We start from the raw sequence: 24,407 nt of genomic DNA, 5'->3' as shown, positions 1-24,407 counted from the left end.
ATATTTTTCATACAATGGTTCTTATGCGACAAGATAATTCTGGCTGCGGCAGGCTGGTTTTATCAGAATCGAGCATAAGAAAAGAGAGAGAAATATGCAGTTCGTGATTTTATTATTGGGTATTTTACTGTTACTCTTTTTAATCATTCGAGTAAAGTTAAACACCTTCGTTTCATTAATCGCTACGTCTATTTTGGTAGCGCTTGGCTTAGGCATGAACCCCGCAAATATTGCGGATTCCATCAAAAACGGTATTGGCAGCTCAATGGGCGAACTGATTATCGTTTTTGGGTTCGGGGCCATGATTGGTCGGTTGGTGTCTGACGCTGGGGGTTCTTACCGAATTGCCCGGACGTTGATCAAGATTTTTGGGAAGAAACGCCTTCAAGTTGCCATTGTGGTGGCGTCCTTCCTGATTGGGATTTCCCTGTTATTTGAAGTTGGGCTGGTTCTGGTAACGCCAATCGTCTTTGCGGTTGCGTTGGAAGCCGACGTCCCATTCCTCTATCTGGGGATCTCCATGGCAGCCGCACTGTCTGCGACCCAAGGATTCTTACCACCACAACCATCCCCAACCGCTGTTGCGACGGCTTTAGGGGCTAACGTGGGGGAAATGTTAATGGTCGGAATCATTGTGGCCATTCCCTGTGTGATCATTGCTGGGCCAGTTTGGACCCGCGTGATCCGTCGGTTTAATCCAGAATTGTTTGTCGTTAAGAAGTCTTTACCGGCCTTTGGTGAAGTAAAGGAATTCGATTTGGATGAAACGCCAGGCTTCGGTCTGTCCGTCTTCACCTCCTTATTCCCAGTTGTCTTCATGATTTTGGCAACGATTTATCAAATGGCGGTCAATGGCGGAACGGCGCCGAAGAATCCGCACGGTTTGGATGCGGTCATCACGATGCTGGGGAACCCCGTCATCGCCATGGTCGTCGCCTTACTCTTTGCCATCTGGTCCATGGGTTTCCATCGGGGTCGTTCCATGAAGGAAATCAGTGGCACGCTGGAAGACGCCATCAAGTCAATTGCCATGTTACTGATGGTGATTGCTGGGGGTTCTGCCTTCAAGCAAGTTCTGATTGATGGTGGGGTCGGTAAGGCCGTGCAACAGTTGATGATGAACTCCACGTTCTCACCAATCCTGTTGGCTTGGCTGATTACCGTTATCTTACGGATTTCCCTGGGCTCCGCCACGGTTTCCGGGATGACGGCTTCCGGGCTGATTATGCCATTGATGCACTCACTGGGTGCTGATCCGGTCATGATTGCCTTAGCCATCGGGGCCGGTTCCTTAGCGGCTTCTCACGTGAACGATGCCGGTTTCTGGATGTTCTCCGAGTACTTTGACCTGAGCGTTAAGCAAACGTTCCAAGTCTGGACGACCCTGGAAACGGTTATCTCCGTGGTTGGGTTGTTAATGGTGCTCTTAATGAACATGATTATTCACTAATACAAGTTATTGCTATTGATTAAAATCCCTGTAGCCATGGTTAACGTGGCTACGGGGATTTTTTACGCGCATTTTTAACTTTTACTGGCTTTTTCCATAATGTAATTGATTAGGTGAATGCCGGCCCGTTCCACCTGTTGCAGGCGGATAACGCGATAACCTTCGTGTTCAAAGAAGGGGCGGGCGGTGATGGATGCGGCAGTGGTGTACCGGTCAGCGGAAACCGCATGTTCCAGGGCGGTGATTAAGGCGTGGGCAACGCCTTGGTGTTGGTACTGGACATGAACGTATAATCGATCTAAATATCCTGTGGCGGTCATGTCGGCAAAGCCCACCACTTGTCCCGACTGACAGGCGACACGGGTTGTGTGGGCCGCCAGAGACGTTTGCCAGCGCGCTCGAGTCGGGGCATCGTCGGAACCAATCCAAACGGCTAGCTGTGCCGGCGTGTAGTCTTTCGCATTGACCGTTTGAATGGTTTGTTTGAATAACTGGCGAATTTCCGCGAAATCTGTGGCGCGATATGGACGAATCAGCATGGGGGAGTTACCACCTTTCTGGGATGACAAAAAGGCCCGACAACGTGTGCCGAGCCCCTAGGCTTACTCTTCTTCCCGGACAATGTACTTTGGCCGGTGTTTCGTTTCAAGGTAAATTTTATTGATGTATTGGCCTAAAATGCCGAGGCAGAATAATTGAATCCCACCAATAAACAGCATGATAGCGACCAGGGATGGCCAGCCGGCAACGGCGCCGCCCACGGTTAACGCGCGAACGATGACGAAGATTATCCCAATGATCGACAGAAAAAAAGAAATACTGCCGACCCAGGTAGCCAGGCGCAACGGGGCATTGGAGAAGTCAATGATGCCTTCAATGGAGTAGGCAAACAGTTGGCGTAAGTTCCAGTGCGTGGTGCCAGCCGCGCGGGGTTGACTCTCGTAGGTCAGGTAGGTCGTCTTGAAACCGACCCAACTGAAGATGCCCTTGGAGAACCGGTTGAATTCGGGCAATGACGTGACCGTATCCACGAACTGCCGGGTCATTAACCGGTAATCCCGGGCGTTGGGTTCGATGCGGACGTCCGAAATCTTATTGATCACGCGGTAAAAGCTGCTGGACAGAAAGGCCCGTAACTTGCTTTGACCGCGGCGTTCCTTTTGAATTGTCCCGACACAGTCGTAGTCGTCATTTTCAATGAGGTCGACCATTTGCGGTAATAATTCGGGTGGATCTTGTAAGTCAACGTCCATCACAGCGACCATGTCCCCAGTGGTGGCTTGTAGCCCGGCTGCGAGGGCTGACTCCTTCCCAAAGTTCCGTGAGAACGACCGGTAATGGACCGTTTCGGGATGGTTTTGGTGTAATTCTTTCATTTCCTTAAGGGTGTGGTCACTTGACCCATCATCCACAAAAATGTACTCCGGCTCAACCGTCGGGGTAGGGGTGTTCATTGAATCGATCACCTTGCTAACGGTTCGGTAAAATAAGGGAATAGACTCCTCCTCGTTATAGCAAGGAACGACCAGACTTAACTTTTTCATCGTAGACATTCCTTTCACACAACGTTACTATCTTACCTCAAAAGGCCGGGACTGACCATGACAATTCGCTTAAAAGTGGGTGACAACGCTACAACGACACGAGCAAGAGTTGGGTGAATCCGCTTACAGTTGTGAAGTGAATTGAGTTTAATGGTCAGTGGGCAAATTAAGTGGCATTGAAAACAATCTTTCGGATGCGTAAATTAGTGGGGATTTGAATTGGTTAGACGAAATTGAAGGGGAAATTGGGAACGTAAGTAGAGAAGAGAATTGCGGGGGGGAGTAGAGACAGACGTGAGCGGTGAGTGAGAACTGGCTTTACAGTCAGCCGTGAGGGTGGGAAAAATGGACTCAGCCGTGGGAGTTCTCTTAGCAACGGGCCGTGTTGCTTAGAGAACTGGTGTCTTTGAAACTCGCTCTTTGAGGTTCAAAGCAAGTCCGAAGACCGCTCTTTGGCTTCGGACGGCCGCCCCAGCGTTCCGGTCCATTTTTCCCGCCCGGTAAGGCGAGTGCAAGAACCAGTTCTCGCTCAGTGTAGCATTTGGGAGGAAAAACCGGAATTAATAACATGCCCGACACGCTTCTGCTATAATTGACCTAATCAACACCACTTTGGAGGGAAATGTTTGTGACAAAACCGATTAAAGTTATGACGGTGTTTGGTACCCGTCCAGAAGCCATTAAGATGGCCCCAATTATTTTAGCGATGCAGCAACGGCCGGCAGAATTTACGCCGATTACCGTGGTCACGGCCCAACACCGGGAAATGCTGGATCAAGTGCTTGAAATTTTTAAAATTAAACCTGATTATGATTTAAATATCATGAAGCCCAAGCAGACGCTCAGTGACATCACCACGCGGGTCTTGACCCATTTGGATCATGTCATGACCGAGGCCCAGCCAGATATCGTGCTGGTTCACGGGGACACGACCACGACCTTCGCTGCCAGTGTGAGTGCCTTTTATCACCAGACGCTACTGGGCCACGTGGAGGCCGGCTTGCGGACCTGGGACAAGTACTCTCCGTATCCCGAGGAAATGAACCGACAGCTGACGGATATTTTAAGTGACCTCTACTTTGCGCCCACGGAATTATCCCGGCAGAATCTGTTGAAGCAGGCCCATCCGGATGACCACATCTATGTGACCGGGAACACGGCCATTGATGCGCTCAAGCAGACGGTGGATGCCAATTACCAGCATGACGTCCTGACTCAGGTTGCCCCGGATCATCGGATGATCTTACTGACGATGCATCGGCGGGAAAATCAGGGTGCGCCTATGCACGCCGTCTTCAAGGCCGTGCGGCGGGTCGTTGAAGCCCATCCGGACGTGGAAGTCGTTTATCCGGTTCATTTGAGCCCGGTCGTTCAGGCGGCTGCTCACGAAGAGCTGGGTGGCATGAATCGGATTCATCTGATTGATCCCCTGGATGTCGTGGATTTCCATAACATGGCGGCGCGGAGCTACTTTATCATGACGGACTCCGGTGGCGTGCAGGAAGAAGCCCCCTCATTGAACAAGCCGGTCCTAGTTTTGCGGGACACCACGGAACGGCCGGAAGGGGTCACGAACGGAACGTTGAAGTTGGTCGGCACCGATCCAGCTAAGGTCACGGCAGCGATGGAAAACTTGCTATCTGACCAGGCGGCGTACGATCAAATGGCGCAGGCCAAGAACCCATACGGCGATGGCCACGCGTCAGAAAGAATTTTGGCCGCAATCGAAACGACCATCAATGGAGGAAATGCAAATGGCTGAGACGGCTTATGACCGGGCCGAAATCAAGACCACGGAACAGTTGTCAGAAATTATGCGGGATATTCACCAGGCCGCGAAGAAGCACAACGAACGATTTGATTATAAAATCTTGCGCAACGTGCACTTTGCCAACAAGGTCAAGAATCCCGTGACTCAGGAAATGAACGAGGGTGATTCCTGGCGGGTCATGCAAATTGATAATTTACTGGTGACCTCGTTTGGTGTCATTAACGTGGAGAGTAAGTATTGGCGGGGGATGATTTTTCATGACCTCTCCGAAGAAATTTTTTCGTCTAGTCTGGACGACTTCTCGGCGGTCAATCTCAAGAACCGCGAGAAGGACCAGGATACCGCTGCGGCACTGACTAACCGCTTAGACCGATTCTTCCTGCCAAATTTATCGGAAGAAAACGAGTCGCTGACGCAGGGCTACACCATGAGCCTGGAACAAGAGGGCCGCGGGCAACGTTCAATCACGCTACACACGGGTATCAGTAACCCCGCCACTCAGGCGGAACTCTCGTCGAAATTGTTGGTGCGCTACATCAATAGTGAAATTACGATGCACAAGCAATTGGAGAACAAAAACGACCGGATCATCGACTTTGTGAAACCGTTGGTCTATTATAATTACTACGATCGTTACGACCGTACCAATTCGTTGGTCGTGGGGAATAAGACCAAGCTGAACGCCCACGACGCGTATAATTGTACGGCGGTCGCCAACTATGACGACTTAGCCACGTTCATCGAATCCTTCCGTCAGGCCAAGCGGGTGCGCTTCAGCCGCAAGACGCTGGAAAAGATGATTGGCACGCTGAAGTTCGCTGAGGATTACGGATCATTCTAATAGCGATGGCGTTTAGTTAGAGTAAGACGAATAGGCTATTGCGAGATAGTTGGAGAATTGGTAAACTAATAAATCGCGGTCACAATTACTAGGACAAGTTACGATTGGGTATAGTGATTGATTTTGTGGACAATCAAGTTGACGATAAATAGATTACCAACAGAAAACAATTCGAGACACAAATAGAAGATGGTTTGGTCAGTGTCAGTGACCAGAGGCGGGCCAAGGTGACCAGCTGTGTCGATGGTCTTAGCTGAGTGATTTTTCTCAGCTTAGAGCATGGGACAACCTTTGAGACCGCACCCCAGGCTCAAAGTTGAGGTGGAAGCCCGCTCTTTGGCTGAAACCGGCCCCACAGCAGGACTCCTTGAGCCCGCCGCCGGGAACGTAAGATACCGACCAACCCATCTTCTAGAAAAAGGAGGTTCGAACACCTTGACCACTCAGTGGCGCAAACGGGGCGCGCAACTCAAGCACGTTTACGGAACCATCATGAAGCACTACACGATGGCCAACGTGTCCGATTCCGCCGTCGTTTTGGCCTATTATACGTTGCTGTCGCTATTCCCAGCCCTGCTGGTGCTAGCCAGTATCTTACCTTATTTAAATATTCAAACGTCGACGGTGCTGGATAGCATTGAGCCAATGGTGCCCGAAAGTATTTTTGACATGTTGGAGCCCATCATTCACTCGTTCCTGAATAATCGGAGCGGGGGCGTGCTGTCCATTGGGGTTATCGTGTCCATCTGGTCATCCTCCCGGGCGGTTGCGGCGTTCCAACGAACCGTCAACCGGGCCTATGGCGTCGCGAAGAATCAAAATGCGTTCGTCAATCGGGTCGTAGCATTTTTCTGGATGGTCGTGCTGATTGCCTTCCTGTTTGCCCTCATGATCTTTTTTAGTTTCGGGCAAATCGTGTTGGAAAAGCTGACCCCTTTGCTACACCTGCCACGGGCGATTCTGGGGTACGTTAACGCGTTGAAATGGCCGTTTACGTTTTTCGTGGTCTTCGTCGTGTTGATGATTCTCTTTTACTTCGTGCCCAACGCTAAGTTAAAATGGCGGTTCGTGTGGCCCGGGGCCCTGGTCGCCACGGTGGGTTGGTTGCTCCTCTCGCAGGCGTTTTCCATCTACGTGAAATACTTCGTGCACAACATCGATAGCTATAAAACGATTGGAACGTTCATCTTCTTAATGTTCTGGTTGGACTTCACCGGATTGATCCTGATGTTTGGGGCCGTGTTGAACGCGGCCATCCAGGAGTTAATCGTGGGGGCCATCGAGGAACAAAAGGCGTTGGCCATCCCCAACCTGTTAAGGTATCGCAAATATCATTTAAAAAATAAAGAGAAATAAGCAAAGAGCCTCCTACCAACAAGTTTGTCGGTGGGAGGCTTTATTTGTGCGTATTAATATAATTGTGAGACATAGAATCAAATACGGATAGAAAGTAAAACAAAGACCAGCAATTCGTGGATAGCCACCAAAGCCGCCTAAAGACCACAAACGTCAGTGACCAGAGGTGGGCCAAGGTGACCAGCTGTGTCGATGGTCTTAGCTGAGTGATTTTTCTCAGCTTAGAGCATGGGACAACCTTTGAGACCGATTCTCAGGCTCAAAGTTGAGGTGGAAGCCCGCCCTTTGGCTGGAACCGGCCCCACAGCAGGGCACCTTGAGCCCGCCGCCGGGAACGAAAGAGTTAGCTGTGTTTAGCGTGGTAGGTGTCCACGAGCTGTTGGACCATGGCGTCGAGCTGGTCGATGGCGGCCTGATCCGGTGCCAAGTTAATTTTAACGGGAGCTGCACCGCGAATGGCACCAGTCTTCTGGAAGGTGGCGTCAAAGTGATCCACCGTGGTGTTGTAGTATTCGCCATAGAAGGTATCGCCGGAACCGGCCACGCCGTAAATTTTATCGGTCAGGTCGATGGACTGGAGGTCCTCGTAGAAGTCCATGCCTTCGTCGGGAAGGGAGCCTTCGTCGTAGGTGTAGGCACAGACCACACAGATGTCGACGTTTTCAAACTCGGCGGCGTCCGTCTGTGAAATTTCTGTCTCGGTGACCTGACATCCCAGGTCTTCCAATTTTTCCGTGACGATGTCCGCAACGTCTTCGTTATTGCCGGTGATGGTGGCAAAGACCACTTGTGCTGTTACCAAAGCGCTCACTCCTTATTTTTAGATCGACTGGTCAGTCGGTTGGGACCGCCAGCAAGTTGTCCCAATTATAGCAGGTCACTGCGATGGTGACTAGGAATCGTTGTGGCGGCCAACCGTGATTGCCGCGAAAAGATGATTGACTAACAAATCTGTCGCTCTGCTTCCCACACCCCCCGGCGAACTGGTAAAATAATGCCAAGAACAGCAAAATGTTTCTGAAATTGAGAAAAGGATGTGAGGGTTAATGGCCGTCATTACCATGATTGAGGCCCAAAAACGTAGTGGCCGGTATAATATTTATATTGACGGCGCTTACGCGTTTCCGGTGAGTGAGGGCGTGTTGATCGACTTTCGTCTATTCAAGGGCATGGAAGTTGACCAGCAGTTAAAATCTCAACTGGTGGATGCCGATAACGTGTCCAAGGCCTACAACCGGGCACTGGATTATCTGTCGAATCAGCTGCGCACGGAAAAAGAAGTGCACGACAAGCTGGTCACCTTGGAGATTCCGGAACCCACGATTGACGCGACGTTTAAAAAATTACGCGAGTTGCATTTACTAGACGATGCCCATTACGCGGCGAGCTACGTGCGGACCATGATGCACACGGGTGACAAGGGGCCCCGCGTGATTCGCCAACATTTACGGCAAAAAGGGGTCGGCGAAAAGCTGATTGACGATGCGTTGTTACTGTATACACCAGAAGACCGCTTGACCGTGGGGACGGCCGTGGCCCAGAAGCTGGCGAAACGGTATCACCGCCAGGCCTTTGGCACCCAGCAACAGAAGATTCGCCAGGGACTGATGAGCCGCGGCTTTAACAACGATGAGATTGGTCAAATGCTGGAGTCGCTGGACCTAACGCCAGACGTTGACCAGCAGCACGAGTTGTTGGTCAAACAGGGTGAAAAGGTCTGGCACCGTTACCGGACGCTCAGCCCATCGGAACGCAAGTATAAAACGAAACAGGTCCTGTATCGCAAGGGCTTTCAGCTCGACGACATTAGTCAGTGGCTGGCTGATTTAGGGGAATCGGCTGAGTAGTTTTTAGGCAACAACCAAGCACTAGGAGTAAGGGGATGTTGAGATGCACAAGAAGACTTTAGGGGCCTTGGTGGCATTTGGCATGGTTTTGGGAATCGGGGGTGGCCTCGCGTGGTGGTTCAACGGGCTGGCGGAGACGCATCCGCAGCCCGCAGCCGTTAGCAGTAGCTCTTCGGTGGTTAAGCCGAAGCCCAAGCCGCAACCAAAGAAGCCGGCCAAGAAAAAGACGGCACCCAAGCAAACAGCGGCCTCCCGAGAAATCGATGCCATTTTACGGGCCAACCGGTTCGTGGGGACCGCACTGGTCATGCACGGGGACAAGGTCATCTACCAGCAGGGGATGGGCTACGCGGATGCCGGCGAGCAGAAAAAGAACGGCGTCAACAGCGTGTACCAGTTGGCGTCCGTGCAGAAGTCGTTTACGGCCGGTCTGATCATGAAATTAGCCGCAGCGCAGAGACTTTCACTGACGGATCCGCTGTCCAAATACTACCCGCAGATCAAGGGGGCCAAGCGCATCACATTGCGTGACATGCTGGATATGAAGAGCGGGCTGACGCTGGAGGCCTTTCCGGACACTTTAAATTCGGAAAATGGCATGATCAAATTCATTTTGTCCAACATCATTAGTCAACCGCGAGATATTGGTAGGTGGAACTATTCACCGGTCAACTTTATGCTACTGGCGGGAATCATTCAGCAGGTCAGTGGGGAAAGCTACCGCCAATACTTCACGGAAAACATTATTGAACCGTGGAACCTGAATCACACGGGTTTCGTGTTCAAGATGGCGCATCGCCGGGCCTTTTCTCAGGGGTATCAAAACAATAACCAGGCGGACGTTGATACCAATTACGACGCCAAGTACCCTGAGTCCCGGGCATCCATGTTCTATCAATTTGGGACGGGCCAGGTCTACATGTCGGCCCACGACCTCTTCATTGGTGAGCGAAACATGTTACTGGGTAAGCTGTACCCAGCCAGCGACGTCAACGTCCTGCTGGCACCGGGAACGGCCTCGATGTACGGTGGCGGTGCCTACGTTTACCCCGGCTACATCCGGGTCCACGGTCTAGCCTACGGGTACGAGGCGACGGCCCTCGTCAGCAAGGACGGCGAGGACGGGGTGATTCTCCTGAGTAACTACTACCGGGCGAACCAACTGTCTCAAACGCCAGCCATTCAAATCTGGAATCTCTTAGAGGCGGGTCAATTGAATCATTAACTGAACGCAAGCAAAAAGGACCTGACTGCCCAGAAGTGGGAGTCAGGTCCTTTGACGTTGCGTCGGTAACCGTTAAGCTTTAGGCCGGCTGCCATACGCCCGCTTGGATTTGTAGCCAGCGGCAAGAATCTTGCGCATGTCCGCGATGTGGCGTTGCTTGGTATCCTCGGCTTTGGCACCGAAGATGTAACGCGCCCACTCGCGCTGATACCCCACGGTCAACGACTGAAAGAAGTCAGTTAACTGGGCATCATCGGCCAGCAGTTCAGCGACTTGCGGAATCATCGGTTCAAAGGTACCAAGGGGAGCTTGAGCCAAAAGTGTTCACCTCGTTCAAGTAAGTTGGGTGGTGCGAGTTTCTGATTGGCATTAGTATAACACGGTTTGGTGAGGGGATGATTGGCGGCAGTGGTCGAGGTGAGCTGGCGAGGAGGGAAAAATCGGTGTCAGTGAGTAGAAAATGCGTATCGTAATCGGCGTTCCCATGACGCAACTGATTGTTAGGTTGAGCCATAAGCCAGAATCACAGCCGCTGTGAGAAAAATGTAGCTGGGTTAAACCAATGTTAGCCGCAGGGCTGGGAAAACTGGGACGGTCGTGGAAGTGACCAGAGGCGCGCCAAGGTGCCCAGCTGTGTCGATGGTCTTGGCTGGAGTCTTTTTCCAGCCTAGCCCATGGGACGACCTTTGAGACCGATTTTTGGCTCAAAGTCGAGGTGGAAGCCCGTCCTTTGGCTGGAACCGGCCCCACAGCAGGGCACCTTGAGCGCGCCGTCGGGAACGGACGCGACCAGGCCCAATTTTCACCAGCCCGGAGGCGGTGCGGTTAACCCAAACGCAGTTGATTAAGTTAATTTTACTGGGGATAGTTGCCATTCCACAGGTTTTGTCGCGCATAATCGGTCTGAACCTATTCAAGACGCGCCAAATCTGGTATAATGTTGAGTGAATTTTTATAGTTACCCGTTACTTTTGGAAAGTAGGGTTTATACATGACGCGCGAAGCTAGAGGACCTAAGGAAGGCGACTTCATTACGATCAAAAGCTACAAGCACGACGGAAGTTTGCATCGAACTTGGCGCGACACTATGGTACTCAAAACAAGCGAGAACGCCCTCATCGGCGTCAATGATCATACATTGGTCACCGAAGACGATGGGCGGCGGTGGGTGACACGAGAGCCCGCAATCGTTTATTTTCACAAGCATTATTGGTTTAACATTGTTGCGATGATTCGGGACAACGGGGTGTCGTATTACTGTAATTTGGCTTCCCCGTATGTGATGGACAAAGAAGCGCTCAAATACATTGATTATGATCTCGACGTGAAGGTCTTTCCGGATGGTGAAAAACGCCTGCTCGACGTTGACGAGTATGAGGATTTCAGCCAACGGTGGCATTACGGCGAAGAGACTGACCGCATTTTAAAGGCCAACGTGTTGACCTTAGTCGATTGGATTAATCATCATAAGGGCCCCTTTTCCCAAGCCTATGTCGATCTCTGGTATCAACGGTATCAGGAGCTGCTGCGGCGCTCGAATGATTAGTAAGAGTTGTCTTCCGTACCACCAGGAGCAAGTCCATTCGTGGCTCGCTCCTTTTTTTCTAAATTGGGATACGGGGTGAATTACGCGTTGTTTTCGCCTCCGGGTCGGTGAAAATAGGCCGGGACGCTGTGGGCGCCGCCCGGAGCCGAAGGGCGGTCTCCGGACTTACTTTGAGCCGAAGGTCGCGTCTCAAAGATAGCAGTTGCCTAAGTGGGGAACCCGCTAAGGCAACTCCCACGGCTGAGCCTATTTACACCGACCCTCCGGCTGGCATGGATTTAGCCCCTTATCCGAATGTGTTCAGGATAGTGTGTTTCTAGTCCGTAGGCTAAATTTGTGTTAAACGAATACAATTGTATCAGTGAGCATAGCAAAGGAACGAAACACAGTGTTTGGTTCCGACGCTGTTTTCTCAATTAATTGACCGCACATGGTCAGAGTCATCGATGCCTAGACATAAACAGTAACAACAAAAAGAAAAAAGTACATAATAACTGCGGCTTAAACTAGTGTGAGCCGCAGGGCTGGTGAAAATGGGCCAGTCGTGGCAGTGACCAGAGGTGAGCCAAGCCGACCAGCTGTGTCGGTGGCCTTGGCTGGGGTATTTTCCCAGCCTAGCCCATGGGACAACCTTTGCGACCGGTTTTCAGGCGCAAAGGTGAGGTGGAAGCCCGCTTCTTAGGCTGGAACCGGCCCCACAGCAGGGCCGCTTGAGCTCACCGCCGGGAACGGACGCGACGAAGGCCATTTTCACCAGCCCGGAGGCACTGATAGAACACTAGTTTGAACCAGGAAGGGGCAACCGGGATGAAATGGGTCGCGAATTCAAAAATCATGTTTTGGTCGTTAGAGCTGTTGATTGTGGCGGCACTGATTTGGGTCTGCACGCAGATTAGTTTTTTGTTTTCACCAATTGGCATTTTTCTCTCAACCATCTTTGCACCACTACTAATATCGGGGATTCTCTTTTACTTATTGAACCCACTAGTCAAGATTCTCGAAAAGGTCCGGTGGAAGAAATTTCACATTAACCGGACCGGAGCCGTCGCGCTGGTGTTCTTACTCCTGGTCCTGATTCTGGTTGCGGGCGGTATGTGGCTGATTCCACGGCTCGTGACCCAGGTGACCACACTGGTTGGTAATATCCCCGACTTTGCTAAGTCGACCGAGGGTGTTTTGCGCAAGCTGATTGATCATCCGGCGTTTAAGAACATTGATTTCTCCAAATACCTGAGTCAGCTACAGTCGGCCCTCTCTAAATACGCTCAGAGCTTCATGAGCGGCCTTACCAGCGGGATTGGCTCCATTATTGGAACAGTGACCACGGTGACCGTCACGGCCGTTACAGTGCCTGTCATGCTGTTCTACATGCTGAAGGATGGGGACAAGCTGATGCCGGCCATTCGCAAGTGGCTGCCCACCAAGCACGGCGACCAGACCGCGGAGCTGCTGAGCCGGATGAACACCACGATTGCGCGGTACGTGGGTGGTCAAATCATTGAGTGTGTTTTCGTCGGGAGCTTCACGGCCATTGGGTACTTCTTCGTGGGTGAAAAATATGCGCTGTTGCTGGGATTCTTCGCCGGTTTGTGCAACTTGATTCCTTACGTGGGACCCTACATTGGGATTTTACCAGCACTGATCGTGGCATTTACCAGTAGCACCAGTCTGGTGATCTACGTGATCATCGTGGTAGTTGTCGTGCAACAGATCGATGGCAACCTGGTTTACCCCAACATTATTGGCAAGAGTTTACAAATTCATCCGTTGACCATCATTATTATTTTGTTGGCCGCGGGAAATATTGCCGGATTGCTGGGCATGATCTTAGCCATCCCATTCTATGCCGTGGTGAAGACGATTGTTCAGTATCTTTACAGTATTTGGCGCCTGGAACATTCCGAGCGCAAAGCCCTTTAGCGGGGCAAAATTTCTCAAGAAAAGCGTAACGTTTGCGGTTTGAAGTTGACGTCACCGCTGAATATGCTACTATTTAGATTGTTATTGGAATTTTTTAGCGACCCCCTCAGGGACTATCGAGGGAAATTAACCAGATAAAGTAGGAGAATCTACATGAAAAAAGTAATTACGTACGGAACGTTTGATCTGTTGCACAAGGGTCACATTCGGTTATTGAAGCGGGCTAAGGCCTTAGGCGATGACTTAACGGTTTGCGTGTCCTCCGACGAATTTAACGCCGAAAAGGGCAAGCGGGCTTACACGTCATACGAAGACCGTAAGTACATCTTGGAAGCCATTAAGTACGTGGACCACGTGATTCCTGAAACCACTTGGGACCAAAAGATTCGCGACGTTCAAGAAAATGACATCGATATCTTCGTCATGGGTGATGACTGGAAGGGGAAGTTTGACTTCTTGAAGGATTACTGTGAAGTTATTTACTTACCACGGACGGAAGGCATCTCCACGACTAAAATTAAGCACGACTTAGGCCTTTCAGACGAAAAAGACTGGCAGGAAAAAGAGTAGTGTTGGTGATAATCCTTAGTCGTTGACTAGGGATTTTTTCTTAGAGAGCGTAGACGGAGGCAAACGAATGCAACAGATTATTTTTCTAGTGACGTCCTTAAACGGGATGCACAAACCAAACTTCTCACAGCAGTTGCTACAGGCCGTGCGGAAAGGGGTGCCGGTCAGTGTCTTGGTCGCGCTAGTTGATTTTGAAGCGACTTGGCAGGTCCGCGACTACCTGAATCGCTTGGCCCAAAAGAACCCCGACGTGCAAAACGTGAACTTGATCACGTTGGCCGACCTGTACCAGGACGAACAGGGGCTGAAGCTGACCAGTGGGGAACGCAACGAGCCGGTACTGACGGACTTTGACGAACGACTCTTTGCCGACAATGAAGAACAAGTGAAACGCTACTTAGACGCTGGCCATTTGGTGGCGGAATTACGCCAATTGAACGACGAAACGCCAATGGTCTTGCGGCAATATCAAGCAGACCAATTGAAACAAATCGATACTTATGGATTGGACGGGAACGTCGTGGGCATCGAAAAGATTGCCGATGAGGTTGCCCAGACCAGTTACATCTTAAACGCCAAGGGAGAAGCTGTCCTGCGGTTCGTCCGGCATGAACGGCCAGTTGATCAGGTCTTTAATCTGAGCAATTCGTCAGCGATGTTAGCCACGGAATTTGCGGATGCCAAGCAAAACGCGGCGACGGCCAACATGACCAAGCGGCAACGGAGTAAGGCAGAAGCCGCAACGATTGACCACACCTCAATCGTGTCGACGACCGAAACCTATTATGGGGTGCTGGCGTACTCAAACTACCGGCGCTTTGATAATTTGTACACCTTTTATCAAGCCGTGCTGAGTCACCTGTTGACGCCGGACACCCAGCTATACGTGGACTTGGCCGTTAACGCCGAGTTATCCCCACAGATGCCGAACCAGCTGATTTTTAATTACTAAGGAGTTTTTCCATCGTGCGTGCGATTTTATCTGGATTACATCATAAAAAGAATTTACAAGAACTGGAACTTGAATTGATCGACGTGCCGGAACCCTTCGATGATCTGGCGGTCACCTTCCTGGAAAAGAACACCCAGGCGTCAATCACCGTACCCATCAGTAAGGTGGTCAGCGCTGAGGTCGTGCAGATCCGGGTGGACGCCAATGCGCTGCAATTTGCGGCAGAGGGCCAAAGTGAATTTAGCTGGGAACTGTACTTAAACATTCGCCAGCAGAATACGCGGGGCCTGGTCCAGGTCGAAAGTGAATACCTGAGTGACCGGCACCAATTTACCCTGACCAGTTATTACCAAGTGAATAGTGATGCCGAGGGGATGGCGCTGTTTAACATGCACACCCAACAGGCGGAAACGGAATTCACCATCAGTGCGATTAACTTGCAGGATGACCAGTTACAGGTTATTGGGCAAAGCCGCATCAACGGGCAGCCAATCGAGAACCAACGCTTGGTCTTAAAGAATGAGCAACAGGATAGTTCTGCGGAATGGCCAATTGCCCACATGAGCCTGCATGGGCTCTTTACGGCGTCGATTCCGCTGTCGGACTTGGCTAAAGACACCAAGCAACAGCTGTTCATCCGCTCAACGGTGGCCGGTCAGGACCTGGAACAACGGGTCGTATTGGCCAAATCGTTAGCCGGGCAAGTGACCCAGGCGGTGACGCCAGGGCATCGCTTGGTCGTCGTTGAAAAACGCTTTGACAATGGAATCCGTGTGCGGGAAATGGCCGCGCCAACGTTGCCACAACGCGTGGCGAATGCCTCTAGCAAAGTCGGTGGCGTCACCAAGCTGTTCTCCATGTTAATGGACAAGGTCAACCTGGCTTACATGCGCCGGTTATTCAAGCGCGGTCACCGGGCATTTGAGCAACCCACCATCATCTTCGAAAGTTTTGGTGGGCGGCAGGTCAGTGACTCGCCATACGCCATTTACCGGCTGTTCGTCCAACTCTATCCTGGCTTCAACTTTGTCTGGTCGATCGACCGGGAACAGAAGAAGTTCTGTAAGGAAAATGGGATTCCGTTTGTCATTCGGCGGACGTCCAAGTGGGTGCGGACGCTAGAAAAGGCCAGCTTCTGGATCAGTAACGCGCGGTTCCCGTCATGGGTGCGCAAGCCAAACTATGTGACCTACATCCAAACCTGGCATGGGACGCCGTTGAAGAAGTTGGGACTGGACATTGAAAATGTTTCCATGCCCGGCACAACGACGGCTAAGTACCACGCCAACTTCGTCCGTGAAGCCAACCGCTGGGATGCATTGGTCTCACCTAACGATTACTCGACGCGGATCTTCCGGTCAGCCTTTGGGTTTAACAATCAAATCTTAAAGGTCGGTTATCCGCGAAACGACGAACTGATCAACAGTACGCCTGAAGACGTGACTGCGCTGAAGCAACGGCTGGGGATTCCGCTCGATAAGAAGGTCGTACTCTACGCGCCAACTTACCGAGACAACCAGTTTGCTGAGAAGGGGAAGTATACCTTCGAGCTGCCATTCTCCCTGGATGACTTCCGCAAGCGCTTCGGCCAGGATGCCGTTCTGGTTCTGCGGATGCATTATTTGATTTCAAATGCCCTGGATATCAGTGGTTACGAGGGCGTTGTCTTTGACCTCTCCAACCACCCAGACATTTCCGAGCTGTACCTGATCTCAGATATGTTGATCACCGATTACTCGTCCGTCTTCTTCGACTTCGCTTACCTCAAGCGACCAATCCTGTTCTACCCGTACGATTACCACATGTACAAGGACGAATTGCGGGGCTTCTACCTCGACTACGAAAAGGACTTGCCGGGTGAAATTGCCCATAACGAGCATCAGCTGTTGGACTTGGTTTCCGACAAACTGAAGACGCCAGATATGAGCGGCAATCAGAAGTTTATGGACTTCTACCGGCGGTTCTGTGCGATTGATGATGGGCTCAGTTCCCTGAAGATCGTCAACTACGTCGTTCAACAAATCGAAAAGAACGTCTAGCTTTGGCGGGTTAAACCTGTCGTTGTTCGCGCCTCCAGGCTGGTGAAAACTGGGCCTGGTCGCGTCCGTTCCCGGCGGCAGATTCAAAGTGCCCGGCTATGGGGTCGGTTACAGCCAAAGGGCGGGCTTCCACCTCGATTTTGAGCCGAAAAGCGGTCTCAAAAGTCGCCCCGTGGGCTAGGCTGGAACAAAACTCCAGCCAAGACCACCGACACAGCCGGTCACTTTGATCTGCCTCTGGTCACTTCCACGACCGGCCCAGTTTTCCCAGCCCTACGGCTGACACGGTTTTAACCTACCAGCTGGCGGTTCTTTTGCGATAGTTATGGTGACTAGTTTTGACTGGCTTCTTGTGGTCATGACTAAGTGGTCGGGTTAACCGGCTGTGAATTTTAAAAATGAAACAAATAAAGCTGAATGCACTCACCAATTATGGTTGAGGGCATTCAGCTTTTTTGTTTGGTTGAAGTTTTTTAATTGATTTGCTAGCTAAGCAATTGATTAACGTAGAAAGTCGTTGGCCTTTTTGACAAATTCTTCGTTGAATTGGAAGACACCGGCGTGGCCTGCGTCTGGGTAGATGACGAGTTCGCTATTTTTGAAGGCCTTAGCTAGGTTGTAGCTGTTGGGCTTAGTGGGCACCATGGCATCGTGATCACCGTTCGCAACCAGCACTGGCAAGTCCAGCTGGGAGAAATCAATGGCTGACTCTGTACTCCATTTGTTGATGGCCTTTAGTTGGGTTCGGTAGGCGCTCCAGCCGATTGAACGGTCGCGGCCGGTTTGGCGAGCCTTGATCCGCTTTAGAAATTTGGCAGCTTGTTGCTTGCCGTTGGCCGTCCGGGTGAAGAAGAGGCAGGTTTTCACATCCTTGAAGGTGAAAATGGCCTTGGCTAAAGAGCGGTCAGAAATCTTGGTCACATCGCCAATACCTTGCCCACCACGGGGACCCGTTCCCGTTAACAGGGCCCGCCGAATCAGGGTCGGTTCCTGGTTGATGACTTCTTGGGCTACGAAACCACCCATTGAAAAGCCAAATAGGTCGACTTGCTTGAGGCCCAGAGCGTGGATAAATTCGCGAATCTCCTGGGCCATGCCTTGGATGGTCAGGGCAGCTTTACCGCCGGAACCGCCAACGCCTTGATAGTCGGGGAGAATCAGTTGATGTTCCTGGGCCAGGCCGTCCACGACAGTCGGATCCCAGTTGTCGAGATTACCTGACAGGTGAATCAGACCGATGACCGGGACGGTAGCGGGCGTGCCAATTTCACGGTACGCAAAGGTTTTATTTTCCGGTGTGACGAGTGTTTTCGTTGGTGTGTCAATGTATGCAGTCATAATGAGCAGGTCCCCCGTTTGGTTTAGTAACAGATTTTCGATTGGTGATTAAGGTGAGTGTACCGCATGCGGTAACAAAAATCAACAATTGTTACTTTTGAAATTGTGTGAATTAAAAAAACTGGATGCGGTCACCATGTCAGGTGAGGGCATTCAGCTTAGAATTATACGCAAAAATCATATTGGGAAATTGGGATATGTGTCATGTGGATTAGAATGAGTGAGTACAAAGAGCTATACGGGTACGGGGTAAGACGATAGGAGCCGAGAGGGTGGTCAAAAATAGACTCAGCCGTGGGATTTTAGTAGCGGTTCGCTACTAAAATGGCGACTTTGAAACTCGATTCTCAGAGGTTCAAAGCGAGCGCAGAGACCGCTCTTTGGCTCTGGGCGTCCTGCCCACCGCGTTCCGGTCTATTTTTGACCACCCGGTAGGCGCTGTTATCGCCTTATTTGTCGTAGCTGGTGGCTTGACGGTAGGCGTGGGCGGTTAGGCGATTGGCCTGTTCCGCCGTGATGCCCGTGCCATCAAAGTAGTGCTGCAAGATGATCCGGTACTGGCGGTGAACCAACTTTAAATCGGGCCGCTTCGTGTGAACCAATTGTTGTTGGGCACTTTGGGCCGCTTTTTGTGCAGATTGGGGTTGTTTTAAATTTTTAACCAGGTAGGTCACGTTCTTGCTGGCCTTCTTGGATTGCGGACTGACCGGCTGATTGGCCGTCCGACTGCTGGCCAACGACTGTTTCATGTTGGCGGTCAGGCTGGTGACCTCGTAATATTGATTTTTCTTTAATTGCACGTGGTCGTAGCTCAAAAACAACAGATTGTTTAAGAGCAGGGCAATCACGGCTAGTCCGGCCCCACAGAGGATGACGGACATGGTCGGCCGCAGCGGTTGGTGTTTGTTTCGCGCGACTAATAAGCCGACCAAACCACCCAGAACCACCAGGGCCCCCACGGCAAAGACAATTTTAATAAGCATGGCTTCAGTAGACGCCGACATAGTTTCACCCATTTCTAAATAAGTTCGTTCTAAAATTAGTTAAGGACGATTAAACAAGTCGTCCGTTAAAACATTAATGGCATATCTTCTATGATACCACACGCTAAGGGGGAGTTAAGTTAAAGCGTGATTATTTTAGACGACAAATCATCGGGCATGGGTGTTGCGGTAGGTGTTCCTGATAGTGAGTGATTAAGTGAGTTGTTTGTATTGGTAGTTGGGGATGTTGGTTGGAATCATCGACTAGGCTTTAGCCTTAAGTAGGAAAAAAGGGATATTATGAATTAGTCTGAGTGACCAGAGGTGGGCCAAGATGGCCAGCTGTGTCGATGGTCTTGGCTGAGGGACTTTCTCAGCCTAGAGCATGGGACGACCTTTGAGACCGGTCTTGGGGCTCAAAGGCGAGGTGGAAGACCGCTTCCCAGGCTGGAGCCGTTCCCCACAGCAGGGCATCTTGAGCCCACCGCCGGGAGCGGCAGGTAGCGCTGTGGTTTCGCGCAGCCGACTAACAAACCGTGAATTGTCGGCCTAAATGTGTTAAAATTACTAGCTGTGACGTTTAATTTAAAAACGATAACTTAAAATATAAAATAACTTTTGTGAGGAAAACTAATGAGTGAAAAAACTTTAGCGTCAGCGGTTGATAAGCGCCGGACGTTTGCCATCATCTCTCACCCCGATGCCGGGAAGACGACGATTACTGAACAGTTACTGCTGTTTGGGGGCGTCGTGCGTGAGGCCGGTACCGTTAAGGCCCGGAAGAGTGGCAACTTTGCTAAGTCCGACTGGATGGAAATTGAACAAAAGCGGGGGATCTCCGTAACGAGTTCCGTCATGCAATTTGATTACCAAGGCAAGCGGATCAACATTTTGGATACTCCTGGGCATGAGGACTTCTCTGAAGATACCTACCGGACCCTGATGGCCGTCGACTCTGCCGTCATGGTGATCGACTCTGCCAAAGGGATCGAACCCCAAACCAAGAAGCTGTTCCAAATTTGTAAGATGCGAGGTATTCCGATTTTTACCTTTATGAACAAGCTTGACCGGGATGGTCGGGATCCAATGGACCTCATCGCCGAACTGGAAGATGTCTTGGGCATCGAAGGCTACCCGATGAACTGGCCAATCGGGATGGGGAAGGAACTCAAGGGGTTATACGACCGGTATCACAACCGCGTTGCCCTGTTCCGGCCCGATGACGAAGCGCACCAATACCTGCCGCTGCAGGCCAATGGTGAGTTGGCCGAACACAACGACTTGGAAGAAGACGGCTGGTACCAGGATGCTCGTGATAACATGGAGCTGATTGGCGAAGCCGGGAACCAATTTGACGAAGCCAAAATCGCCAGTGGGGACCAAACGCCCGTGTTCTTTGGGTCTGCCCTAGCCGACTTTGGGGTTAAAACGTTCCTGGAAACGTACCTGGAGTACGCGCCGAAGCCTGCCAGTCACCATACCGAACAGGATATCGACGTGGCGCCGACCGACCCTGAATTCTCTGGCTTTGTCTTTAAAATTCAAGCCAACATGAACCCGCATCACCGGGACCGGATTGCCTTCGTGCGAATCTGCTCGGGTGAATTTGACCGGGGCATGGACGTCATTCAGGAACGGACCGGGAAAAAATTACGGCTGTCCAACGTGACCGAGTTCATGGCTGATACGCGTGAGAACGTGGAAACGGCCGTGGCTGGGGACATTATCGGGCTGTACGATACTGGGAACTTCCAAATCGGTGATGCCATTTACACCGGGAAGAACAAGATTAAATTTGAAAAGCTGCCACAATTTACGCCGGAATTGTTCGTCCGTGTATCTGCGAAGAACGTGATGAAGCAAAAGTCCTTCCACAAGGGAATCAACCAACTGGTTCAAGAAGGGGCCGTTCAACTGTACACGTCTTACTCTACCGGGGATTACATCCTGGGTGCCGTGGGGCAACTGCAGTTTGAAGTCTTCCAATTCCGGATGCAAAATGAATATAATTCTGAAGTTATCATGGAACCGATGGGCAAGAAGACTGCGCGCTGGATCAACCCTGACCAATTGGACGAACGGATGTCTTCATCCCGAAACCTGCTGGTCAAGGACAATCATGGCGAGCCACTGTTCTTGTTTGAAAACCACTTCGCTGAACGTTGGTTTAAGGACAAGTACCCTGACGTCGAACTGACCTCTAAGCTCTAAACTGGTCGTTGTCAGCGCCTCCGGGCTGGTGAAAACTGGGCCTGGTCGCGTCCGTTCCCGACGTCGAGCTCAAGGCGCCCTGCTGTGGGGTCGGTTCCAGCCTGAGAAGCGGGCTTCCACCTCAACTTTGAGCCAAAGAGCGGTCTCAAAGGTTGCCCCGTGGGCTAGGCTGGGAAAATACCCCAGCCAAGACCACCGACACGGCCGGGCACCTTGGCTCGCCTCTGGTCACTCCCACGACTGGCCCAGTTTTCCCAGCCTTGCGGCTGACACGGGTTTAGCCCGTTCGGTAGTGGTCAAACGGTGACTTGTGTTAATTAACTCTAAATACTAGCGAATCTCTGCCATTTCTTCATTTGAAGTGGTGGGGATTTTTTTGTACTTTTTAACGGTCAGTTCACCGCCAGTGACTCGCCCAATTGGTCTAGTCTAAATCCGCTACAATTCCCAGTAAATCAACACTTTCGTCACTATCCCGTCATTTTTCGAAGGCTTCCCTTCGGATTTTGCGTGAAAGCCCCGTCATAAATTCAGTTCTGTTACACTATAAACGAAATAATAATCTTGAAAATTGATGGTGCCCCATAATCGTTTTGGGGGATGGAGAGGAGCGATTGCGATGAAGTTCAGAAGTTGGTTTGGGTTTTTCTTAGGGCTGAGTTTGCTCGGCGTGGGTGGGGTTACCGGTTGTGCCGATGCGGATTATGACCAGGCTTTGAAGACGGCACCGCAGGGAATTTCGCTTGATAACATTTTTACACCGGGGACGACGAGTAATAATCAGGCATCCGTGGTGACCGCAACGAATCCGACTGTGACGGGGACGCAGGCGGCGAAGATCAATAACGGCAAGAAGCAATTTGGCGCGCTCTGGTCCACGACGGACAACGTCTTTGATTTGACGCGCAATCAATCCGCGTCCATGTGGCTGTACTTTGGGAACACCGGCAAGAAGGCCGCCGATGGGATGGCCTTTGTACTCCAGAACGATGACAAGGGCTTAGCGGCCACGCCAACGTTTGGGAAGAATATCTCCGGCGAAACGCTGGGTGTGTGGGGCGTGGATACCGATAAGAAGCAGACCACGCCGGACAAGCTCGCAGCGACGGCGATTCAAAATAGTTGGGCGCTGGAGTTCGACACGCATTTAAACACGTCCACCAATTACGGCAACACCGGGGATGCGGATTCCTTTGACGTCGGGATTGCTGGTCCCCACATTGCCAACAACTATCCGGCGGCCGTGGACAGCTACCAAATGGTGCGGACGTCCACGTTGCTGCCCATCTACAGCGTCGGCTACTATGCGACCCAAGACCACGCCGGCGTGTTGAAGGGGGATTACACGCTACTGTCCAACGGCTCGTGGCACCATTTGACGTTGGACTGGCAGGCCAAGTCGCAGCAGATGACCTACACCTTTAATGACAAAGACCCGGTCACCGGAAAGGGCCAAAGTGGCGTCAGCGAGTCGGCCAAGCTCGACCTGACTGAAATCGACCCCAAGGGAACGGGCCAGGTGCGGTGGGGTTTTACCGGAGCGACGGGGGATAGTTACGAAAACAACCTCGTCGTGATGGAAGAGGTGCCCGGACTGGTCGATGCGCAGGCAACGGCGACCCTGACGGACATGACCACCGGCAAAGAAATTGGTGACGGCGACGTGATGAAGGGGCAGGATAGTTTTAAGTTGGATTACCAACTGGACTACCTGACGGGTAAGCAGTCCTGGCAAGACGTGCAGGCCCATTTACAGGTGCCCGAATACCTGGACGTGACGGCCGGGAAGGTCACTTACGCCGATGGCACGTCAACGGTGGTGGATGTTAGCCAATTAACGGAAAACCAGTTAACAGTCAAATTGACTCAGGCCCTGTCGGCCAGCAATCAAACGGCCCACGTGACCTTGACGGGGAAGGCGGCCAATTTAACGGCACCGGTCACCGTGGACGCTGCAGCGAGTGGCTTCAGTGCCGTCAACGGGGTGGTCACAGCGGAGACCCCGGTCTTTATGCTGAACCCGACGCTGGAACTGATGGCAGCCTCTTTGTCCGGCAGTAGCGGTCAAGTGGATCCCGGTGAAGATGCGACCATGAAGGGACTCGTGGTGGTACCGGAGGGCGTCGACTTGGCCAACCGGGACATGACGATTCATTCGACGCTCAACGGCCAAGCGCGCGCCGACTTTAAAATTCCGGACGGCACGGACCCGTCCAGCGGTCGGTTTGATGTGACCGTGGCGGCCGCGGACCTGCAGAGCGGCAAGAACACACTGGTGACCACGGTCGAGGACCCCTATGGCAACGTGTCCAACGCCGTGACCTATACGATCACCGTCAACCGGCAGCTGGTCTTTAACACGGTTGCTGAGAAGAGTTCGTTTGAGAACACGACGCTGACCGGGACCCAGCAGAAGGTCAAACGGACCCTGGACTGGCAGGTCGAAATTTTAGATACGCGGGAAGCCGGTGCCAAGTGGGCCTTACAGGTGACTAGCACGGACTTCACGCGAGCAGACGGTCAGAAGCTGGCGGGCACCCTGAGCTACTACGATGGGGATGACCGCACGCCTATCAGTGACACGCCGATTGCGGTGAGCCAGGGGGAAGCGACCGGCAACGATGACCTGACGAACGTGGTTGATGACTGGGACGAGGACAACGGGTTACTGCTCGAAGTGAACTCGGCGGCCCTGCAAGGCAAGTACAGCGCGACGGTCACCTGGTCATTGAATAACGTGCCCGAATAGTGAAGGACCCACATGAAGAGTGACGACAGCGGTCGTGGCGCTTATTTTTATGGTCAAAAACCCCT

19 protein-coding genes are annotated in these 24,407 nt (G+C 51.7%); 13 read left to right on the top strand and 6 right to left on the bottom strand.

All coding sequences use genetic code 11. The features are described 5' to 3' along the window. Positions 1–94: 94 nt before the first annotated feature. Positions 95–1,450, top strand: coding sequence for a gluconate:H+ symporter (locus JUF13_RS01385; protein WP_203637408.1), 1,356 nt, complete (start codon positions 95–97; stop codon positions 1,448–1,450). 74 nt (positions 1,451–1,524) lie between these two features. Here JUF13_RS01385 and JUF13_RS01380 read toward each other — a convergent pair whose 3' ends face one another. Both JUF13_RS01380 and JUF13_RS01375 read right to left on the bottom strand, forming a co-directional pair. Beyond that, complete coding sequence (locus JUF13_RS01380) at positions 1,525–1,989, bottom strand: GNAT family N-acetyltransferase (RefSeq protein WP_203637407.1); 465 nt, start codon at positions 1,987–1,989, stop codon at positions 1,525–1,527. A 63-nt stretch (positions 1,990–2,052) separates the two neighbouring features. Next, positions 2,053–2,994 carry a glycosyltransferase family 2 protein gene (locus JUF13_RS01375; protein WP_203637406.1) on the bottom strand — a complete coding sequence of 314 codons (942 nt, stop codon included), beginning with the start codon at positions 2,992–2,994 and terminating at the stop codon, positions 2,053–2,055. A 628-nt stretch (positions 2,995–3,622) separates the two neighbouring features. On the opposite strand from JUF13_RS01375, the gene wecB reads away from it, so the two are divergent. The 3 genes from wecB (at position 3,623) to JUF13_RS01360 (ending at position 6,962) form a co-directional block, all read left to right on the top strand. After that, positions 3,623–4,756: a non-hydrolyzing UDP-N-acetylglucosamine 2-epimerase gene (wecB, locus tag JUF13_RS01370; protein WP_308439860.1), complete on the top strand. Its 1,134-nt coding sequence runs from the start codon at positions 3,623–3,625 to the stop codon at positions 4,754–4,756. Then, the gene (locus JUF13_RS01365; RefSeq protein WP_125765088.1) at positions 4,749–5,606 is read left to right on the top strand and encodes a nuclease-related domain-containing protein; all 858 of its coding nucleotides are present in this window, start codon (positions 4,749–4,751) and stop codon (positions 5,604–5,606) included. Before wecB ends, JUF13_RS01365 begins: the two co-directional genes overlap by 8 nt. Positions 5,607–6,041: 435 nt before the next feature. Continuing rightward, positions 6,042–6,962, top strand: coding sequence for a YihY/virulence factor BrkB family protein (locus tag JUF13_RS01360; protein WP_203637404.1), 921 nt, complete (start codon positions 6,042–6,044; stop codon positions 6,960–6,962). A 343-nt stretch (positions 6,963–7,305) separates the two neighbouring features. Here the strand turns inward: JUF13_RS01360 and JUF13_RS01355 are convergent, their stop codons facing one another. Next, positions 7,306–7,764: a flavodoxin gene (locus JUF13_RS01355; protein ID WP_203637403.1), complete on the bottom strand. Its 459-nt coding sequence runs from the start codon at positions 7,762–7,764 to the stop codon at positions 7,306–7,308. Positions 7,765–8,008: 244 nt separating this feature from the next. Here JUF13_RS01355 and recX point away from each other — a divergent pair, with 244 nt between their 5' ends. Next, on the top strand, positions 8,009–8,809 hold the full coding sequence (gene recX, locus JUF13_RS01350; protein ID WP_125765085.1) for a recombination regulator RecX: 801 nt from the start codon (positions 8,009–8,011) through the stop codon (positions 8,807–8,809). A 43-nt stretch (positions 8,810–8,852) separates the two neighbouring features. Continuing rightward, positions 8,853–10,034 carry a serine hydrolase domain-containing protein gene (locus tag JUF13_RS01345; RefSeq protein ID WP_203637402.1) on the top strand — a complete coding sequence of 394 codons (1,182 nt, stop codon included), beginning with the start codon at positions 8,853–8,855 and terminating at the stop codon, positions 10,032–10,034. Positions 10,035–10,106: 72 nt separating this feature from the next. Here the strand turns inward: JUF13_RS01345 and JUF13_RS01340 are convergent, their stop codons facing one another. After that, positions 10,107–10,352 (bottom strand): YdeI/OmpD-associated family protein, encoded by a 246-nt coding sequence (locus tag JUF13_RS01340; protein WP_203637401.1) that lies wholly within the window; start codon positions 10,350–10,352, stop codon positions 10,107–10,109. Positions 10,353–11,025: 673 nt separating this feature from the next. Here JUF13_RS01340 and ntdP point away from each other — a divergent pair. The 5 genes from ntdP (at position 11,026) to JUF13_RS01315 (ending at position 17,061) form a co-directional block, all read left to right on the top strand. Next, a complete protein-coding gene (gene ntdP, locus JUF13_RS01335) occupies positions 11,026–11,580 on the top strand; it encodes a nucleoside tri-diphosphate phosphatase (protein ID WP_125765082.1) in 555 nt (184 codons plus the stop codon). 807 nt (positions 11,581–12,387) lie between these two features. After that, a complete protein-coding gene (locus JUF13_RS01330; protein WP_203637400.1) occupies positions 12,388–13,500 on the top strand; it encodes an AI-2E family transporter in 1,113 nt (370 codons plus the stop codon). Between the two features lie 153 nt (positions 13,501–13,653). Continuing rightward, positions 13,654–14,070: a glycerol-3-phosphate cytidylyltransferase gene (gene tagD, locus JUF13_RS01325; protein WP_203637399.1), complete on the top strand. Its 417-nt coding sequence runs from the start codon at positions 13,654–13,656 to the stop codon at positions 14,068–14,070. A gap of 67 nt (positions 14,071–14,137) precedes the next feature. Beyond that, entirely contained in the window at positions 14,138–15,022 is an 885-nt protein-coding gene (locus tag JUF13_RS01320; RefSeq protein ID WP_125765079.1) for a hypothetical protein, read from the top strand. A 14-nt stretch (positions 15,023–15,036) separates the two neighbouring features. Next, positions 15,037–17,061 carry a CDP-glycerol glycerophosphotransferase family protein gene (locus JUF13_RS01315; protein WP_203637398.1) on the top strand — a complete coding sequence of 675 codons (2,025 nt, stop codon included), beginning with the start codon at positions 15,037–15,039 and terminating at the stop codon, positions 17,059–17,061. A gap of 501 nt (positions 17,062–17,562) precedes the next feature. Here JUF13_RS01315 and JUF13_RS01310 read toward each other — a convergent pair. Both JUF13_RS01310 and JUF13_RS01305 read right to left on the bottom strand, forming a co-directional pair. Continuing rightward, positions 17,563–18,399, bottom strand: a complete 837-nt coding sequence (locus tag JUF13_RS01310) for an alpha/beta fold hydrolase (protein ID WP_236002656.1) — start codon at positions 18,397–18,399, stop codon at positions 17,563–17,565. Between the two features lie 449 nt (positions 18,400–18,848). Beyond that, positions 18,849–19,382: a hypothetical protein gene (locus tag JUF13_RS01305; protein ID WP_225893608.1), complete on the bottom strand. Its 534-nt coding sequence runs from the start codon at positions 19,380–19,382 to the stop codon at positions 18,849–18,851. A 633-nt stretch (positions 19,383–20,015) separates the two neighbouring features. Here JUF13_RS01305 and JUF13_RS01300 point away from each other — a divergent pair. Together JUF13_RS01300 and JUF13_RS01295 are read left to right on the top strand one after the other, a co-directional pair. Beyond that, positions 20,016–21,593 (top strand): peptide chain release factor 3, encoded by a 1,578-nt coding sequence (locus JUF13_RS01300; protein ID WP_203637396.1) that lies wholly within the window; start codon positions 20,016–20,018, stop codon positions 21,591–21,593. Positions 21,594–22,212: 619 nt separating this feature from the next. After that, positions 22,213–24,342 (top strand): lectin-like domain-containing protein, encoded by a 2,130-nt coding sequence (locus tag JUF13_RS01295; protein WP_203637395.1) that lies wholly within the window; start codon positions 22,213–22,215, stop codon positions 24,340–24,342. Positions 24,343–24,407 lie beyond the last annotated feature (65 nt).

Origin of the sequence: Levilactobacillus wangkuiensis, from assembly GCF_016861605.1 — a bacterium.
GTDB lineage: Bacteria > Bacillota > Bacilli > Lactobacillales > Lactobacillaceae > Levilactobacillus > Levilactobacillus wangkuiensis.
This window is presented reverse-complemented; position numbering and strand designations above follow the sequence as displayed.

Bases quoted from the DNA above. Each gene is read 5' to 3' on its own strand.
- JUF13_RS01320 (WP_125765079.1), top strand. From the start codon at position 14,138: ATGCAACAGATTATTTTTCTAGTGACGTCCTTAAACGGGATGCACAAA.
- JUF13_RS01375 (WP_203637406.1), bottom strand. From the start codon at position 2,994: ATGAAAAAGTTAAGTCTGGTCGTTCCTTGCTATAACGAGGAGGAGTCT.
- JUF13_RS01310 (WP_236002656.1), bottom strand. From the start codon at position 18,399: ATGACTGCATACATTGACACACCAACGAAAACACTCGTCACACCGGAA.
- JUF13_RS01305 (WP_225893608.1), bottom strand. From the start codon at position 19,382: ATGCTTATTAAAATTGTCTTTGCCGTGGGGGCCCTGGTGGTTCTGGGT.
- tagD (WP_203637399.1), top strand. From the start codon at position 13,654: ATGAAAAAAGTAATTACGTACGGAACGTTTGATCTGTTGCACAAGGGT.
- JUF13_RS01330 (WP_203637400.1), top strand. From the start codon at position 12,388: ATGAAATGGGTCGCGAATTCAAAAATCATGTTTTGGTCGTTAGAGCTG.
- JUF13_RS01380 (WP_203637407.1), bottom strand. From the start codon at position 1,989: ATGCTGATTCGTCCATATCGCGCCACAGATTTCGCGGAAATTCGCCAG.
- JUF13_RS01365 (WP_125765088.1), top strand. From the start codon at position 4,749: ATGGCTGAGACGGCTTATGACCGGGCCGAAATCAAGACCACGGAACAG.
- JUF13_RS01300 (WP_203637396.1), top strand. From the start codon at position 20,016: ATGAGTGAAAAAACTTTAGCGTCAGCGGTTGATAAGCGCCGGACGTTT.
- recX (WP_125765085.1), top strand. From the start codon at position 8,009: ATGGCCGTCATTACCATGATTGAGGCCCAAAAACGTAGTGGCCGGTAT.
- JUF13_RS01345 (WP_203637402.1), top strand. From the start codon at position 8,853: ATGCACAAGAAGACTTTAGGGGCCTTGGTGGCATTTGGCATGGTTTTG.
- ntdP (WP_125765082.1), top strand. From the start codon at position 11,026: ATGACGCGCGAAGCTAGAGGACCTAAGGAAGGCGACTTCATTACGATC.
- JUF13_RS01385 (WP_203637408.1), top strand. From the start codon at position 95: ATGCAGTTCGTGATTTTATTATTGGGTATTTTACTGTTACTCTTTTTA.
- JUF13_RS01295 (WP_203637395.1), top strand. From the start codon at position 22,213: ATGAAGTTCAGAAGTTGGTTTGGGTTTTTCTTAGGGCTGAGTTTGCTC.